This is a genomic window from Kitasatospora sp. NPDC091276 (assembly GCF_040684355.1).
In the GTDB taxonomy this organism is placed as follows: Bacteria; Actinomycetota; Actinomycetes; order Streptomycetales; family Streptomycetaceae; genus Kitasatospora.
Window position 1 is genome coordinate 17,441 of sequence record NZ_JBFBFU010000037.1, and the last position, 13,839, is coordinate 31,279.

General features: G+C 72.2%; 13 protein-coding genes. 5 read left to right on the plus strand and 8 right to left on the minus strand.

What is annotated here, in order from left to right; genetic code table 11:
* Positions 1-89 precede the first annotated feature (89 nt).
* From AB0O19_RS33005 to AB0O19_RS33020, 4 genes are all read left to right on the plus strand, one after another.
* The gene (locus AB0O19_RS33005; RefSeq protein WP_030243538.1) at positions 90-563 is read left to right on the plus strand and encodes an Lrp/AsnC family transcriptional regulator; all 474 of its coding nucleotides are present in this window, start codon (positions 90-92) and stop codon (positions 561-563) included.
* Positions 560-1,954: an aspartate aminotransferase family protein gene (locus AB0O19_RS33010; protein ID WP_350882875.1), complete on the plus strand. Its 1,395-nt coding sequence runs from the start codon at positions 560-562 to the stop codon at positions 1,952-1,954. Before AB0O19_RS33005 ends, AB0O19_RS33010 begins: the two co-directional genes overlap by 4 nt.
* A 211-nt stretch (positions 1,955-2,165) precedes the next feature.
* Positions 2,166-2,921 carry an ATP-binding cassette domain-containing protein gene (locus AB0O19_RS33015; protein ID WP_363624862.1) on the plus strand — a complete coding sequence of 252 codons (756 nt, stop codon included), beginning with the start codon at positions 2,166-2,168 and terminating at the stop codon, positions 2,919-2,921.
* Between the two features lie 27 nt (positions 2,922-2,948).
* Positions 2,949-4,100 carry a hypothetical protein gene (locus AB0O19_RS33020; protein ID WP_363624864.1) on the plus strand — a complete coding sequence of 384 codons (1,152 nt, stop codon included), beginning with the start codon at positions 2,949-2,951 and terminating at the stop codon, positions 4,098-4,100.
* Positions 4,101-4,127: 27 nt separating this feature from the next.
* Here AB0O19_RS33020 and rlmN read toward each other — a convergent pair whose 3' ends face one another.
* The 6 genes from rlmN to rpsB all read right to left on the minus strand — a co-directional run bounded on the left by rlmN (position 4,128) and on the right by rpsB (position 10,378).
* Positions 4,128-5,228 carry a 23S rRNA (adenine(2503)-C(2))-methyltransferase RlmN gene (rlmN, locus tag AB0O19_RS33025; protein WP_363624865.1) on the minus strand — a complete coding sequence of 367 codons (1,101 nt, stop codon included), beginning with the start codon at positions 5,226-5,228 and terminating at the stop codon, positions 4,128-4,130.
* A gap of 133 nt (positions 5,229-5,361) precedes the next feature.
* Positions 5,362-6,546 carry a phosphatidate cytidylyltransferase gene (locus AB0O19_RS33030; protein ID WP_363624918.1) on the minus strand — a complete coding sequence of 395 codons (1,185 nt, stop codon included), beginning with the start codon at positions 6,544-6,546 and terminating at the stop codon, positions 5,362-5,364.
* Positions 6,547-6,839: 293 nt separating this feature from the next.
* The gene (gene frr / locus AB0O19_RS33035; RefSeq protein WP_063347665.1) at positions 6,840-7,397 is read right to left on the minus strand and encodes a ribosome recycling factor; all 558 of its coding nucleotides are present in this window, start codon (positions 7,395-7,397) and stop codon (positions 6,840-6,842) included.
* Between the two features lie 98 nt (positions 7,398-7,495).
* Complete coding sequence (gene pyrH, locus AB0O19_RS33040) at positions 7,496-8,260, minus strand: UMP kinase (RefSeq protein ID WP_363624867.1); 765 nt, start codon at positions 8,258-8,260, stop codon at positions 7,496-7,498.
* Between the two features lie 261 nt (positions 8,261-8,521).
* The gene (gene tsf / locus AB0O19_RS33045) at positions 8,522-9,361 is read right to left on the minus strand and encodes a translation elongation factor Ts (RefSeq protein WP_363624869.1); all 840 of its coding nucleotides are present in this window, start codon (positions 9,359-9,361) and stop codon (positions 8,522-8,524) included.
* A gap of 129 nt (positions 9,362-9,490) precedes the next feature.
* Positions 9,491-10,378, minus strand: coding sequence for a 30S ribosomal protein S2 (gene rpsB / locus AB0O19_RS33050; RefSeq protein ID WP_363624871.1), 888 nt, complete (start codon positions 10,376-10,378; stop codon positions 9,491-9,493).
* Positions 10,379-11,177: 799 nt separating this feature from the next.
* Here rpsB and AB0O19_RS33055 point away from each other — a divergent pair.
* A complete protein-coding gene (locus AB0O19_RS33055; protein ID WP_363624873.1) occupies positions 11,178-11,774 on the plus strand; it encodes a M23 family metallopeptidase in 597 nt (198 codons plus the stop codon).
* A gap of 48 nt (positions 11,775-11,822) precedes the next feature.
* Here AB0O19_RS33055 and AB0O19_RS33060 read toward each other — a convergent pair whose 3' ends face one another.
* Positions 11,823-12,407 (minus strand): helix-turn-helix domain-containing protein, encoded by a 585-nt coding sequence (locus AB0O19_RS33060; protein WP_363624920.1) that lies wholly within the window; start codon positions 12,405-12,407, stop codon positions 11,823-11,825.
* 288 nt (positions 12,408-12,695) lie between these two features.
* The gene (gene whiG / locus AB0O19_RS33065; RefSeq protein WP_363624875.1) at positions 12,696-13,676 is read right to left on the minus strand and encodes an RNA polymerase sigma factor WhiG; all 981 of its coding nucleotides are present in this window, start codon (positions 13,674-13,676) and stop codon (positions 12,696-12,698) included.
* Between the last annotated feature and the right edge of the window lie 163 nt (positions 13,677-13,839).

Below are 13,839 nucleotides of genomic sequence, written 5' to 3' on the forward strand. Positions count from 1 at the left end.
GATGAAATCCGTACGCGGATTCCAAGATCACGACGAAATCAGCAGATTCCTCGCTTGCGAACAGGAGAACGATCAGGCACAGTGGCGGCGTGGCCAACCGCGACCGGAACGCGAGCGTTCCCCTCGATGCCGCCTCCAAGGCGATCATCGAGCAGCTCCAGGAGGACGGACGCCGCCCGTACGCCGCCATCGGCAAGGCCGTCGGCCTGTCCGAAGCGGCCGTGCGCCAGCGCGTCCAGAAGCTGCTCGACCAGGGCGTGATGCAGATCGTCGCCGTCACGGACCCGCTCACCGTCGGCTTCACCCGCCAGGCGATGGTCGGCATCCGGGTCGAGGGCGACATCGAGCCCGTCGCCGACGCGCTGGCCGCCCTCGACGAGGTCGACTACGTCGTCTGCACCGCAGGCTCGTTCGATCTCCTGGCCGAACTGGTCTGCGAGGACGACGAGCACCTGCTCGAACTGATCAACAAGCGCATCCGCGCGCTTCCCGGCGTGCGGAGCACCGAGAGCTTCGTCTACCTGAAGCTCCGGAAACAGACCTACACCTGGGGCACCCGATGACAGCCGACCCGGCGCAGAAGGACCTTTCCAAGACCGCCTACGACCACCTGTGGATGCACTTCACCCGCATGTCGTCGTACGAGAACTCCCCCGTGCCGACGATCGTCAAGGGCGAAGGCACCTACGTCTGGGACGACAAGGGACGCAAGTACCTCGACGGCCTCGCCGGCCTGTTCGTCGTCCAGGCCGGCCACGGCCGCGAGGAGCTGGCCGAGGCCGCCGCCAAGCAGGCCAAGGAGCTCGCCTTCTTCCCGGTGTGGAGCTACGCCCACCCGAAGGCCGTCGAGCTGGCCGAGCGCCTGGCCAACTACGCCCCGGGCGACCTGAACAAGGTCTTCTTCTCCACCGGTGGCGGCGAGGCCGTCGAGACCGCCTGGAAGCTCGCCAAGCAGTACTTCAAGCTGACCGGCAAGCCGACCAAGTACAAGGTCATCTCGCGCGCCGTCGCCTACCACGGCACCCCGCAGGGCGCCCTGTCGATCACCGGCCTGCCGGGCCTGAAGGCCCCGTTCGAGCCGCTGGTGCCGGGCACCCACAAGGCCCCGAACACCAACATCTACCGCGCCCCCGCCTTCCTCGAAGGCCCGGACGGCACGGTCGACCCCGAGGCCTACGGCCGCTGGTGCGCCGACGAGATCGAGGTGGCCATCCTCAACGAGGGCGCCGAGACCGTCGCCGCCGTCTTCGTCGAGCCGGTGCAGAACGCCGGCGGCTGCTTCCCGCCGCCGCCCGGGTACTTCCAGCGCCTGCGCGAGATCTGCGACCGCCACGACGTGCTGCTGGTCTCGGACGAGGTCATCTGCGCCTTCGGCCGCCTGGGCACCATGTTCGGCGCCGACAAGTTCGGCTACCAGCCCGACATGATCACCTGCGCCAAGGGCATGACCTCGGGCTACTCCCCGATCGGCGCCACGATCATCTCGGACCGCCTCGCCGAGCCGTTCTACAAGGGCGACAACACCTTCCTGCACGGCTACACCTTCGGCGGCCACCCGGTCTCCTCCGCGGTGGCGCTGGCCAACCTCGACATCTTCGAGCGCGAGGGCCTGAACCAGAACGTCCTCGACAACGAGGCCGCGTTCCTGGGCACCCTGAACAAGCTGCGCGACCTGCCGATCGTCGGCGACGTCCGCGGCAACGGGTACTTCTACGGCATCGAGCTCGTGAAGGACAAGGTCACCAAGGAGTCGTTCAACGACGACGAGGTCGAGCGCGTCCTCTACGGCTTCCTGTCGAAGGCCCTCTTCGACAACGGCCTGTACTGCCGCGCCGACGACCGTGGCGACCCGGTCATCCAGCTGGCCCCGCCGCTGATCTCCAACCAGTCGACCTTCGACGAGATCGAGCAGATCCTGCGGACCAGCCTCACCGACGCGTGGGCGAAGATCTGACCCCCTGATCCTCCTTCCCCACCCTCCGCCGAAGGGCGGTCCCACTCCCCCGGGACCGCCCTTCGGCGTTTTCCGGCGCGGACAGCCGATCAAACATGCCTGATTGCGGGTGATTTACCCGCGATGGACCAGAGCGCCGCAACCGCACCAGGCCCCAGTCGTTCTAATCTGACGACTGTCATATCCCTGCGGCCACCCAGGATGGAACCTCATGTCAGCGGCACCGCCTGACAACGACGTGCTGTGGGCCCGGGGGATCGTCAAGTCCCATCACGGCACCCCCGCCCTGCGGGGCATCTCGATCGGCGTCCGCGAGGGCGAAGTGCTCGCCGTCACCGGCCCGCGCGGCTCCGGCAAGAGCACCCTCCTCGGCTGCCTCTCCGCCCTCCTCACCGTCGACGAGGGCGAGGTCTGGTTCAACAGCGCGCCCGTCCACACCCTCGGCCGGGCCGGGCGCGAACGGCTGCGCCGCGACCGCTTCGGCTTCGTCGGCTCCGAACCCCACCTGGTGCCCGAACTGACCGCCCGGGAGAACGTCGCCCTGCCGCTGCTGCTCGCCGGCGCCGGCAACAAGGCCGCCTACACCGCCGCCGACGAATGGCTGGAACGCCTCGACGTCGGCGAGGTCGCCCGGCAGCGCCCCGACCGGCTGCTCCAGGACCAGCGCCAGCGGATCGCCGTCGCCCGCGCCCTCGCCCCGCTGCCGCCCGTCGTCTTCGCCGACGACCCCACCGCCCCGCTCCACCGCGAGGCCGCCGACCAGGTCCTGCGGATACTGACCAGCGCGGCCCGGTCGCACCAGCTCACCCTCGTCCTGGCCACCCACGACCCCGAGCTCGTCCGGTTCGCGGACCGCGCCGTCGCCCTCGTCGACGGCCGGCTCACCGCCCCCGCCGCCCCCGTCCCGCGCGGCCCCGCCGTCCCGGGGGCGGCCGGCGCGTCCGCCGTCTCGGCCACCCGCCGCTGACGACGCCGAGCCGCTGAAAGAGTCGACGTGTTCTATCTCCGTCTGGCCCGGGGCTACCGGGTGCCCGACCTCGGCCGCTGGCTGCTCACCGTGCTGGCCGCCGCCGTGGTCTCCGCCTTCCTGCTGCGCTCCCTCGGCCGGGCGATGAGCGACCCGCTCGGCGGCGAGGACGCGCTGGTGCGACTGCTCTGGTGCCTGCCCCCGCTCGCCGCCGTCGCCTGGTTCGCGGCCGTCACCGCCCGCGCCGTACCCGCCCAGCGGCCCGAACGGATCACCGGCCTGCGCGCCGCCGGAGCCGGCTCCGGCCGGATCCGCACCCTGATCGCCGGTGAGGTCGTGCTCGCCTGCACCCTCGGCAGCGTGCTCACCCTGCTGGTCTTCCTGGTCCTGCGCAACGACATCGCCGGGCCCGCGCTCGCCCCCGACCTCGGCATGGGCGTACCGCTGCCGGCCGTCGCGCCGGTCGCCCTGCTCGCCCTGGTCCCGCTCACCGCCGGGATCGCCGCCGCCTGCGCCGTCCCGCCCACCGAGTACCTGCCCGGCAGCCGCACCCACCGCGGCACCGGCTTCGGCGCGCTGCGGGTCGCCCTGCCGGTCGGGCTCGCCGTGATCGGCCTCGCCCTCGAACTCATCGCCCTGCGGCCCGGCGCCGCCGCCGACGGCCGGCCGATCCACCTGCCCGCCGGGCTCGGCAGCACCAGCACCGCCGCACTCGGCGGATGGGCCGCCAGCGCGGTCGGGCTCGCCCTGCTCACCGGCCCGTTGCTGTCCTGGACGGGACGGCTGCTCGCGCTCGGCCGGCCCACCCCGCTGCGGCTGCTGGCCGGCCGCGGACTGACCGCCCAGGCCCGCCGCCTCGGCCCTCCGCTGGCCGTGCTCACCCTCGCCCTCGCGCTGGTGCTCACCACCATCCGCTACTGGATCGGCACGCCCGACAGCGCCGACGTGCTGCCCGCCGTCGAGGCCTGCCTGGTGCTCGGCTGCGCGGCCGCCGCCGTGGCCGCCCGGCTGGCCGAGGTCCGCACCGACCGCCGGGACGTCACCGACGTGCTGCTGCGCCTCGGCACCTCGCCCCGGCTGCTGTTCGGCGCGGTCGCGCTGCGCACCCTGGCAGTGGGCACCACGCTGCTGGTGACCGGCGGGGCGACCGCCGCACTGGCGGCCGCCGGCCTGCGGTGATTGCCCGGCCTGCGGTGACCCGCCGGCTCAGCCCGCCGCGGCGAGCTGGCCGCAGGCGCCGTCGATCTCCTGGCCACGGGTGTCACGGACGGTCGTCGGCACCCCGTGCGACTGGAGCCGGCGGACGAACTCGCGCTCGTCCTCGGGCCGGGAGGCGGTCCACTTGGAGCCCGGCGTCGGGTTCAGCGGGATCAGGTTGACGTGCACCCGGTGGTTCTTGATCAGCCGGCCGAGCAGGTCCGCCCGCCACGCCTGGTCGTTGATGTCCTTGATCAGCGCGTACTCGATGGAGATCCGCCGGCCGGACTTCTCCGCGTAGTTCCACGCGGCGTCCAGCACCTCGGCGACCTTCCAGCGGGTGTTCACCGGCACCAGCTCGTCGCGCAGCTCGTCGTCCGGGGCGTGCAGCGACAGCGCCAGGCGGCAGCTGAGGCCCTCGTCGGCCAGCCGGTTCATCGCCGGGACCAGGCCGACGGTGGAGACCGTGACACCGCGCTGGGACAGGCCGAAACCGTCCGGCGCCGGGTCGGTCAGCCGGCGGATCGCGGCCAGCACCCGGTTGTAGTTGGCCAGCGGCTCGCCCATGCCCATGAAGACCACGTTCGACAGCCGCGCCTCGCCGCCGGGGATCTCGCCGGCCTTGAGCGCGCGCATCCCGGCGGCGATCTGCTCGACGATCTCGGCGGTGGACAGGTTGCGGGTCAGCCCGGCCTGGCCGGTCGCGCAGAAGGGGCAGTTCATGCCGCAGCCCGCCTGCGAGCTGATGCACATGGTGACCCGGTCCGGGTAGCGCATCAGCACCGACTCGACGAGCGTGCCGTCGAAGAGCTTCCAGAGCGTCTTGCGGGTGCTGTCGTCGTCGCAGGACACGTGCCGCACGACCGACATCAGCTCCGGCAGCAGGCTCCCGGTGAGCTTCTCCCGGCTGGCAGCGGGGATGTCCGTCCAGCCCTCCGGGTCGTTCGACATCCGGCCGAAGTAGTGGTTGGAGAGCTGCTTGGCGCGGAACGGCTGCTCGCCCAGCTCGGCGACGGCCTCCTTGCGCTCGGCGGGGCTCAGGTCGGCGAGGTGTCGCGGGGGCTTGGCGCCGCGCGGCGCGACAAAGGTGAGTTCTCCGGGCTTAGGCATGGTTCATCCAGTGTCGCAGACGCCGGGAGCGGGCCGGGACGTGCGAGGGCCCCGGACGCGCGGACGTCCGGGGCCCTTCCGCCGCTCGCGGCCGGAGGCCGGGTCGAGGGCCTGTCCGAGGGCCGGACAGGCCCTAGCTGCCGACGAAGGCCGCCAGCAGCAGCCAGACCACCGGGGCGGTCGGCAGGAGCGAGTCCAGCCGGTCCATGATGCCGCCGTGGCCGGGCAGCAGCGTGCCCATGTCCTTGATGCCGAGGTCGCGCTTGATCATCGACTCGCCCAGGTCGCCCAGGGTCGCGGTGACCGCCGCGCAGCCGCCCAGGATCAGGCCCTGCCACCAGCTGCCGCCGTCGATGATCAGCTCCATCAGCACGGCGCCCGCCAGCATCGACAGGCCGATGCCGCCGGCTAGGCCCTCACGGGTCTTGCCGGGGCTGATCGTCGGGGCGAGTTTGGTCTTGCCGAACTTGTAGCCCACGGCGTAGGCGCCCGTGTCGCTGCAGATCGTGACGATCAGGAACAGCACGATCCGCTGGGGGCCGTCGTCGGCCGCCAGCATCAACGCCACGAAGGTGGCCAGGAACGGCACGTAGAAGGCGGTGAACACCCCGGCCGTTATGTCCCGCAGGTAGTCCTCCGGCGGCTCGGCCATCCGCCAGAGCATCACCGCCAGCCCGGTCAGCGCGAGCGAGGCCGCGGCCCACTGCACCCCGGCCCAGTAGCCGGTGGCGATCATGGCGATGCCGCCCGCGACCAACGGCACCAGCGGCGCCTTGATCTGCTTGCGCTCGGCGAGCCGACTGGTCAGCTCCCAGACGCCGACCGACACCGCGGCCATCACGACGAACAGGAACAGCGCCTTCACCACGAACAGCGAGGCGATGATCACCGCACCGAGACCGACCCCCACGCCTATCGCGGCCTGGAGGTTACGGCCACCGCGCTGCTTGCGCGGCTGCGGCTGCGGGGCGGACTGGGCGGCCACGGGTGTCTCCTGCCCTGGATGGGACGACGGCACGAAGTGGGGCTGCCCGGCCGCCGGGTGACTCGACGGCGGCGCGGGAGGCACCGGGGCCCCGGGGCGCGGCGGGGCGCCGCGGCCGGGGGTGGCGTCATCGGTTATCGCGCGCAGCACGACCGTCTCCGTCACACCCGGCACCGCCGCCTCGGACCGGTCGTCCCGGAACAGCGGGCCGCTCAGCCGACCGGCCTCCCGGGACTGACCGGCGGCGGGGTCACCCGGCCGGCCGGAGCCCGCCGGCGGGCCCTGGTCCGGCACGCCAGGGAACGGGCCGGGGCCCGCCGGTACGGGAGGCATGACCTGAGTCTCCTCCGCGTCGCCGCCCCAGTACACCGGAGGCTGCTGCGAGTGATCCGAACGGTGGCCGGGGTCACCCGGCGCGCCGCCCGGCGCACCCGGGTGGGCGGCCCCGCCGCCCGGGCGACCGGGATAGCCCTGGGCCTGCGGCGGCGCCGGGTACTCGCCGTACCCCGGCGCCGGGTGCGCCTGCTGCAGAGGAGCCTGCGGCCGGGGCTGCGGCGCCGGGCGGTAGGGCTGGAACTGCTGGTCGGACGGGCCCCAGTAGCCAGGGGCGTCAGGGGCGTCGTTCATCAGACTTCGAGCAGCTCGGCTTCCTTGTGCTTCAGCAGCTCGTCGACGGCGGCCACGTACTTGGCCGTGGTGTCGTCGAGCTCCTTCTCGGCGCGGCGGCCGTCGTCCTCGCCGACCTCGCCGTCCTTGACCAGCTTGTCGATGGCGTCCTTGGCCTTGCGGCGCACCGCGCGGATCGAGACCTTCGCGTCCTCGCCCTTGCCCCGGGCCACCTTGATGAACTCCCGGCGGCGCTCCTCGGTCAGCTCGGGCAGCACCACCCGGATGAGGGAACCGTCGTTGGACGGGTTGACGCCCAGGTCGGAGTCGCGGATCGCCTGCTCGATCGCCTTCAGCGCGGTCTTGTCGAACGGCGAGACGACCGCCATCCGGGGCTCCGGCACCGAGAACGAGGCCAGCTGGTTGATCGGCGTCACGGTGCCGTAGTACTCGGCGACGATCTTGGCGAACATCGCCGGGTGGGCACGGCCGGTGCGGATGGCGGCGAAGTCGTCCTTGGCGACGGCGACGGCCTTCTCCATCTTCTCCTCGGCTTCGAGGAGGGTCTCTTCGATCACTGTGATCTCCCTGTCCGGTTCATCTGCGATTGTCCCGACCGGTGTCGGCGTCGAGGCCGGTCACGGCGACGGCGCCGTCCCGTACGGCTGATTGCTGCTCAGGCCCGGACAGAATCCTGGCTGATGAGTGTGCCGATCTTCTCACTCTTCACCGCGCGCGCGATATTGCCCTCCGCCAGCAGCTCGAAGACCAGCATCGGGAGGTTGTTGTCCTTGCACAGCGTGATCGCGGTGAGGTCGGCGACCTTGAGGTCGCGCGCGATGACCTCGGAGTACTCCAGCGCGTCGAACTTCACCGCGTCCGGGTTGGTCCGGGGGTCCGAGTCGTAGACGCCGTCCACGCCGTTCTTGCCCATCAGCAGGACGTCGGCGTGGATCTCCAGGGCCCGCTGGACGGCGGTGGTGTCGGTCGAGAAGTACGGCATGCCCATACCGGCGCCGAAGATCACCACACGGCCCTTCTCCAGGTGCCGGACGGCACGCAACGGCAGGTACGGCTCGGCGACCTGGCCCATGGTGATCGCGGTCTGGACCCGGGTCTCGATGCCTTCCTTGACCAGGAAGTCCTGCAGCGCCAGGCAGTTCATCACGGTGCCGAGCATGCCCATGTAGTCGGAGCGCGCCCGGTCCATGCCGCGGACCTGCAGCTCGGCGCCCCGGAAGAAGTTGCCGCCGCCGATGACCACCGCGACCTCGGTACCGGCACGGACGACGGTGGCGATCTCCCGGGCGATCGCGTGCACGACGTCCGGGTCGACGCCGAGTCCGCCACCACCGGCAAAGGCTTCACCGGACAGCTTGAGCAGCACCCGGCGGCGCGAGCCGACCTTGGGGTCCTGCGCGGTCTCCTGCGTCTCCTGCATGGACTTCTCCTTTTTGCACCTACTGGCTCACAGGCGCGGGTGTGCGGATGCCCGGCCTGCGCGTACGCGAGAGGAGGCCACTGCCGCGGGAACCGGTTCGGTGTCCTGCACGGCAATGGCCTCCTCGTCGTTCATGGTGCCGACGCGGCCCGCCCGTGGACGGTTGGCACTGGGTGAGCCCGTTCGGCGTTCCGCCCGCCCCGGTCAACGGGCGGGGGCGGTTCCCAGCGTAAGGGTGCCGGGGACCAGGTGGAACGTGGCTCAGGCGCCGACGCGGAAGCGGGCGAAGCGCTTGAGGGCGACGCCGTTCTCCTCGAGGACCTTGGCGACGGTCTTCTTGTTGTCCTTCGCGAAGGCCTGCTCCAGGACGGAGTTCTCCTTGACGAAGCCGGTGACGCGACCCTCGACGATCTTCGGCAGGGCGGCCTCGGGCTTGCCCTCCTCGCGCGCGGTGGCCTCGGCGACGCGACGCTCGTTCTCGAGGTCCTCGGCCGGGATCTCCGCGCGGGACAGGAACTTCGGCGCGAACGCGGCGATGTGCTGCGCGACGTCCTTCGCGACCTCGGCGTTCTCCTTGTCCAGCTCGACCAGGACGCCGACGGCCGGCGGCAGGTCGGGGCTGGTCTTGTGCAGGTAGACCGCGACGAAGCCGTCACCGTCGAACTGGGCGAAGCGACGGAAGACGATCTTCTCGCCCAGGGTCGCGTTGGCCTCGTCGACGAACTGCTGGACGGTCTTGCCGGCCTCGATCTCGGACGCCAGGGCGGCGTCCAGGTCGGCCGGGGCGGTCTTGGCCACGTGAGCGGCGATCGCGTCGGCGACCTTGACGAAGTTGTCACCCTTGGCGACGAAGTCGGTCTCGCAGTTCAGCTCGACCAGAACGCCGGACTTCTTGTCCTCGGCGATCAGCGCGGCGACGGCGCCGTTGGAGGCGTCACGGCCCTCGCGCTTGGCAACGCCCTTCTGGCCCTTGATGCGCAGGAGCTCGACGGCCTTCTCGACGTTGCCCTCGGCCTCGTCCAGGGCCTTCTTGCAGTCCATCATGCCGGCGCCGGTGAGCTCACGGAGCTTCTTGACGTCCGCGGCGGTGAAGTTCGCCATGGTGTGAATCTCTTCTCGCGTCTCGCGTGTCTGCGTGGGGAGACGCCGGGACCGATGGTTCGGTCCCGGCGCGGGAGAGAGGGGCACCTACCGGTGTCGTACCGGCGGGTGCCCCTCACCCTTGGTACGTCAGGCCTGCTCGGCCGGCGCCTCGGTGGCGGGGGCCTCGACGGCCGGAGCCTCGGCGGCGGGGGCCTCAGCGGCCGGAGCCTCGGCGGCGGCGGGGGCCTCCTCGGCCTTCTTCTCGCCCTCGATGAGGTCCTTCTCCCAGTCGGCCAGCGGCTGGTCGGCGCCCGGCTCGGCCTTGACGTCGCCCTTGGCGACACCGGCGCGGGCCTTCAGACCCTCGGCCACGGCGTCGGCGATCACGCGGGTCAGCAGGGTGACGGAGCGGATCGCGTCGTCGTTGCCCGGGATCTTGTAGTCGACCTCGTCGGGGTCACAGTTGGTGTCGAGGATGGCGACGACCGGGATGTTGAGCTTCCGGGCCTCGCCGACCGCGATGTGCTCCTTCTTGGTGTCCACGATCCACACGGCGCTGGGAACGCGCTGCATGTCACGGATACCGCCGAGGGTCTTCTCCAGCTTGTCGTGCTCGCGCTGGAGGACCAGGAGCTCCTTCTTGGTGAGGCCGGAACCGGCCACGTCCGAGAAGTCCAGCTCGCCGAGCTCCTTCAGGCGCTGCAGGCGCTTGTAGACGGTCGAGAAGTTGGTCAGCATGCCGCCGAGCCAGCGCTGGTTCACGTAGGGCATGCCCACGCGGGTGGCCTGCTCGGCGATGGCCTCCTGGGCCTGCTTCTTCGTGCCGACGAAGAGGACGCTGCCGCCGTGGGCAACGGTCTCCTTGATGAACTCGAAGGCGCGGTCGATGTAGTTCAGCGACTGCAGGAGGTCGATGATGTAGATGCCGTTGCGCTCCGTGATGATGAAGCGCTTCATCTTCGGGTTCCAACGGCGGGTCTGGTGACCGAAGTGGACGCCGCTCTCCAGCAGCTCCCGCATCGTGACGACGGCCATAGCCGTGCTCCTCAGGTGTTACGGCCCGGCGGTCGCGCAACGGACGGCGGGTTCGCGCGGTGGCGCTCCCCGCTCGCGCGGTGCGTCCGGCCGGGTCAGGCTCGGTTTGTCCGTGGCAGCCAGGTGACAGCCACGCCTGACGCCCCGAACGTGCCGAGCCGCTTGAACCCGCACGGTCCGGGGACCAGGCGGGCTCGGCGGACCGAGCGGCACTCGCACCTGGCGGGGGCAGCGGCCGGGCCGCGTCCGTCCACCGGTGGCGGGGCGTGCGAAGTCGACCCGGCGGACCGGGTCGCGTGTGAAGTGTACGGGAAGCGCTGCGGGGCGGGCGACTCCGCGACCGGCGGGGGCCCTGGGCGGGCGGATCAGCGCTGGCGGGAGCGGGGCGGAGGCGGGCCGGAGACGGACCGGAGGCGGGCCGGCCGGGCCCTGGGAGCGCTGCTGCTGCGGTGCTTGTACACCGGATGGCGGCATCCGTACACCCGCTGGAGGGACGGGATCCGGCCACGAGGTCGATTTGTCCACAGGAGTCCGGAAGTGGGTGGCACCGGGGCGGCGGCGCAGCAAGCCTCGGGGCATGACTGCTCGCGCTGGGTGCCCGGTTCTGTCCGCCGTCGGTCCGGCCCGCTTGGGGCCGGACCGACTGAGGCCGGGTTGGTTGGGGCCGGACCGGTTGGGGCCGGGTTGGTTGGGGCCGGACCGGTTGGGGCCGGGTTGGTTGGGGCCGGACCGGTTGGGGCCGGGTTGGTTGGGGCCGGACCGGTTGGGGCCGGGTTGGTTGGGGCCACGCTCGTTTGGCGTGCTGCGGGGGCTGGTCGCCGTGCTGGTGGCACTGGTGCTGCTGGTCTCGGGCGGCGCGGCGCGGGGCGCCGCTCTCAGTGGGGGTGTCGGCCCAGGTCCGGGCGGGGGTGCCGGAGGCGCTGGCGGGGGCGGCGAGACCGGCCGGACCGGTTCGGGCGGTGCGCGGGCCTGGCCGGTGGGCGGGCCCGGCGGGGTGCTCGGGCGGTTCGAACCACCGGCCGCGCCGTGGGCCGCCGGACACCGGGGAGTGGACCTCGCCGCCGCACCCGGGGCGGAGGTACGGGCGGCTGCCGCCGGGGTGGTCACCTTCTCCGGGCTGGTGGCGGGACGCCCGGTGGTGACCGTCACCCACCCCGGCTCGGGGTCACCCCCCTTGCGGACCACCTACCTGCCCGTCGCCGGCACCGCCCCGGTCGGCACCGAGGTACCCGCCGGACAGGTGATCGGGCGGCTCGCCCCCGACGGGCGGCACTGCCCAGCGCGGGACTGCCTGCACTGGGGGCTGCTGCGCGGCGGACGCTACCTCGACCCGCTGGCCCTGTTCGGCGCGGGAGCGGCGCGGCTGCTGCCGCTGGGCGGCGCCGGGCGCACCTGATGAATCAGCTGAACCGGATGAACCAGACGAACCGGGCCGAATGGCGGCTCAGGCCCGGTCGAGGCCGTGCAGGGCCATGGCCACCGCGGCGTCCGCGATCAGCTCGGGGCGCTCGGCCGCACACCCGGCGCGGCCCCCCGCCGCCACTTGCTCGGCCCGGCGCACGGCCGCCTCCACGACCCCTTGGAGCAGCGCCGCAGCGAGCCGGGGCTGCGCGTGACCGAGATCCTCCAGGGCCCGGACGACCAGGCCGACCAGCTTGCCGTGCGTCGCCCGGATGCGCTCGCGCGCGGCCTCGTCGAGTTCGAGCGCGGAGATCGCCACCACCGCCCGGTGGCGCGGGTCCGCGGCCAACGCCAGCTGGCCGCGGACATACGCCTCGATCCGGTCGGCCGCGCTGTCGCAGCTCTCCATCCCGGCCTCGATCTCGGCCGCCCAGAGCGGGAAGTCCACCTCGCAGAGCGCCTCGACCACGGCGGCCCGGGAGCGGAAGTACTCGTAGACCGAGGAGCGCGCCAGGGAGGTGCGCGCAGCGAGCGCGGGGAAGGTCAGCGCCTCCATGCCGCCCTCCGTGAGCAGGGTGCGGGCAGCGTCAAGGAGGGCTGCGCGCTGCAGCTGGCGATGCTCGGCCACCGTGGCCGCTCGGATCTTCGGCACGCTCCCACTGTACGGAGCCCTACCTTCGGCCGGTACAGCGCCGCGCATCTGGGCGGGGAGCGAGGGCGCGCAGGCGCGCGGCGAGGCGTGCGAGTGGGCGCGCAACCCGGGGTCCGGCCCGGAGTAACGGCCCAGGGCCCCGGCCAGGCAGGTGCGGACCGGGCACGCGGCCGGGCGGGTGCGCACCGGCGACGAGGTCGGGGTCGCGACCCGGAGGTCGGCCGGACCGGAGGTCTGCCGGGCCGGGACGGGCCCCCGCCCTCGCTACCGGATGTCCGACAGCTTGGCGCGCAGTTGGAGGACGGACTTGGTGTGGATCTGGCTCACCCGGCTCTCCGTCACCCCCAGCACCTGGCCGATCTCGGCGAGGGTGAGGCCCTCGTAGTAGTAGAGCGTCACCACGGTCTTCTCCCGCTCGGGGAGGGTGTTGACCGCATGGGCCAGCAGCCTGCGCAACTCGCGGTCCTCGGCCACCTCGACCGGGTTGTCGGCACCGTGGTCCACCAGGGTGTCCATCAGGCTCAGCCGGTCGCCGCCCTCCCCCACCGGGTGCAGCAGTTCGTCCAAGGCCACCACGTTGGCCAGGGACAGCTGGCTGAAGATCGCGTGCAGATCCTCGATCGCGATGCCCATCTCGGCCGCGACCTCGGGCTCGTGCGGCGTACGGCGCAGCCGGGCCTCCAGCGTCGCGTACGTCCGCTCGACGGCCTTCGCCTTCTGCCGCACCGAGCGCGGGATCCAGTCCAGGGCACGCAGTTCGTCGATGATCGCGCCGCGGATCCGGCTGATCGCGTAGGTCTCGAACTTGATCGCGCGGTCGACGTCGAACTTCTCGATCGCGTCGATCAGCCCGAAGACCCCCGAGGAGACGAAGTCGGCCTGCTCGACGTTGGAGGGCAGGCCGACCCCGACCCGCCCCGCCACGTACTTGACGAGCGGTGAGTAGTGCAGGATCAGCTGCTCGCGCAGCCGCTGGTCGCCGGTCTCCTTGTAGGAGCGCCAGAGCTCTTCGAGCGCGGTGCGCCCCTGGGCTCCGGGGCCCTGACCGCTCGGCCCCTGCTCCGGGCCTGGCGGGGGGGTGCCGTCCGGTGGCAGGGCGCCGACAGCGATCGGGCGGGCTGCGCCGTCGCCGGTGGTGGCGGCGGCGACCGCGTCGGCGGGCTGGCCCGGCACCGCCGTCGGCCGGCCGCCCTGGCGCGACAGGCCCCCCATCGTCCCCGTCGCCTTGGGCGGGAACTCAGTCACGGGGCGCCGCTCGGTCCGCGGCCCTCCCGAGGACCGGGCGCCACCGGTCACTCTGTGTCCGGGAATGTGTGTGGGCATGCGTTGGTCTGCGCCGTTCTGCCGAGTCATGTGCTGATAGGGAAGGCATGTGGAGCGTAGCGTGACCGACTCGCTGCAATGCGCT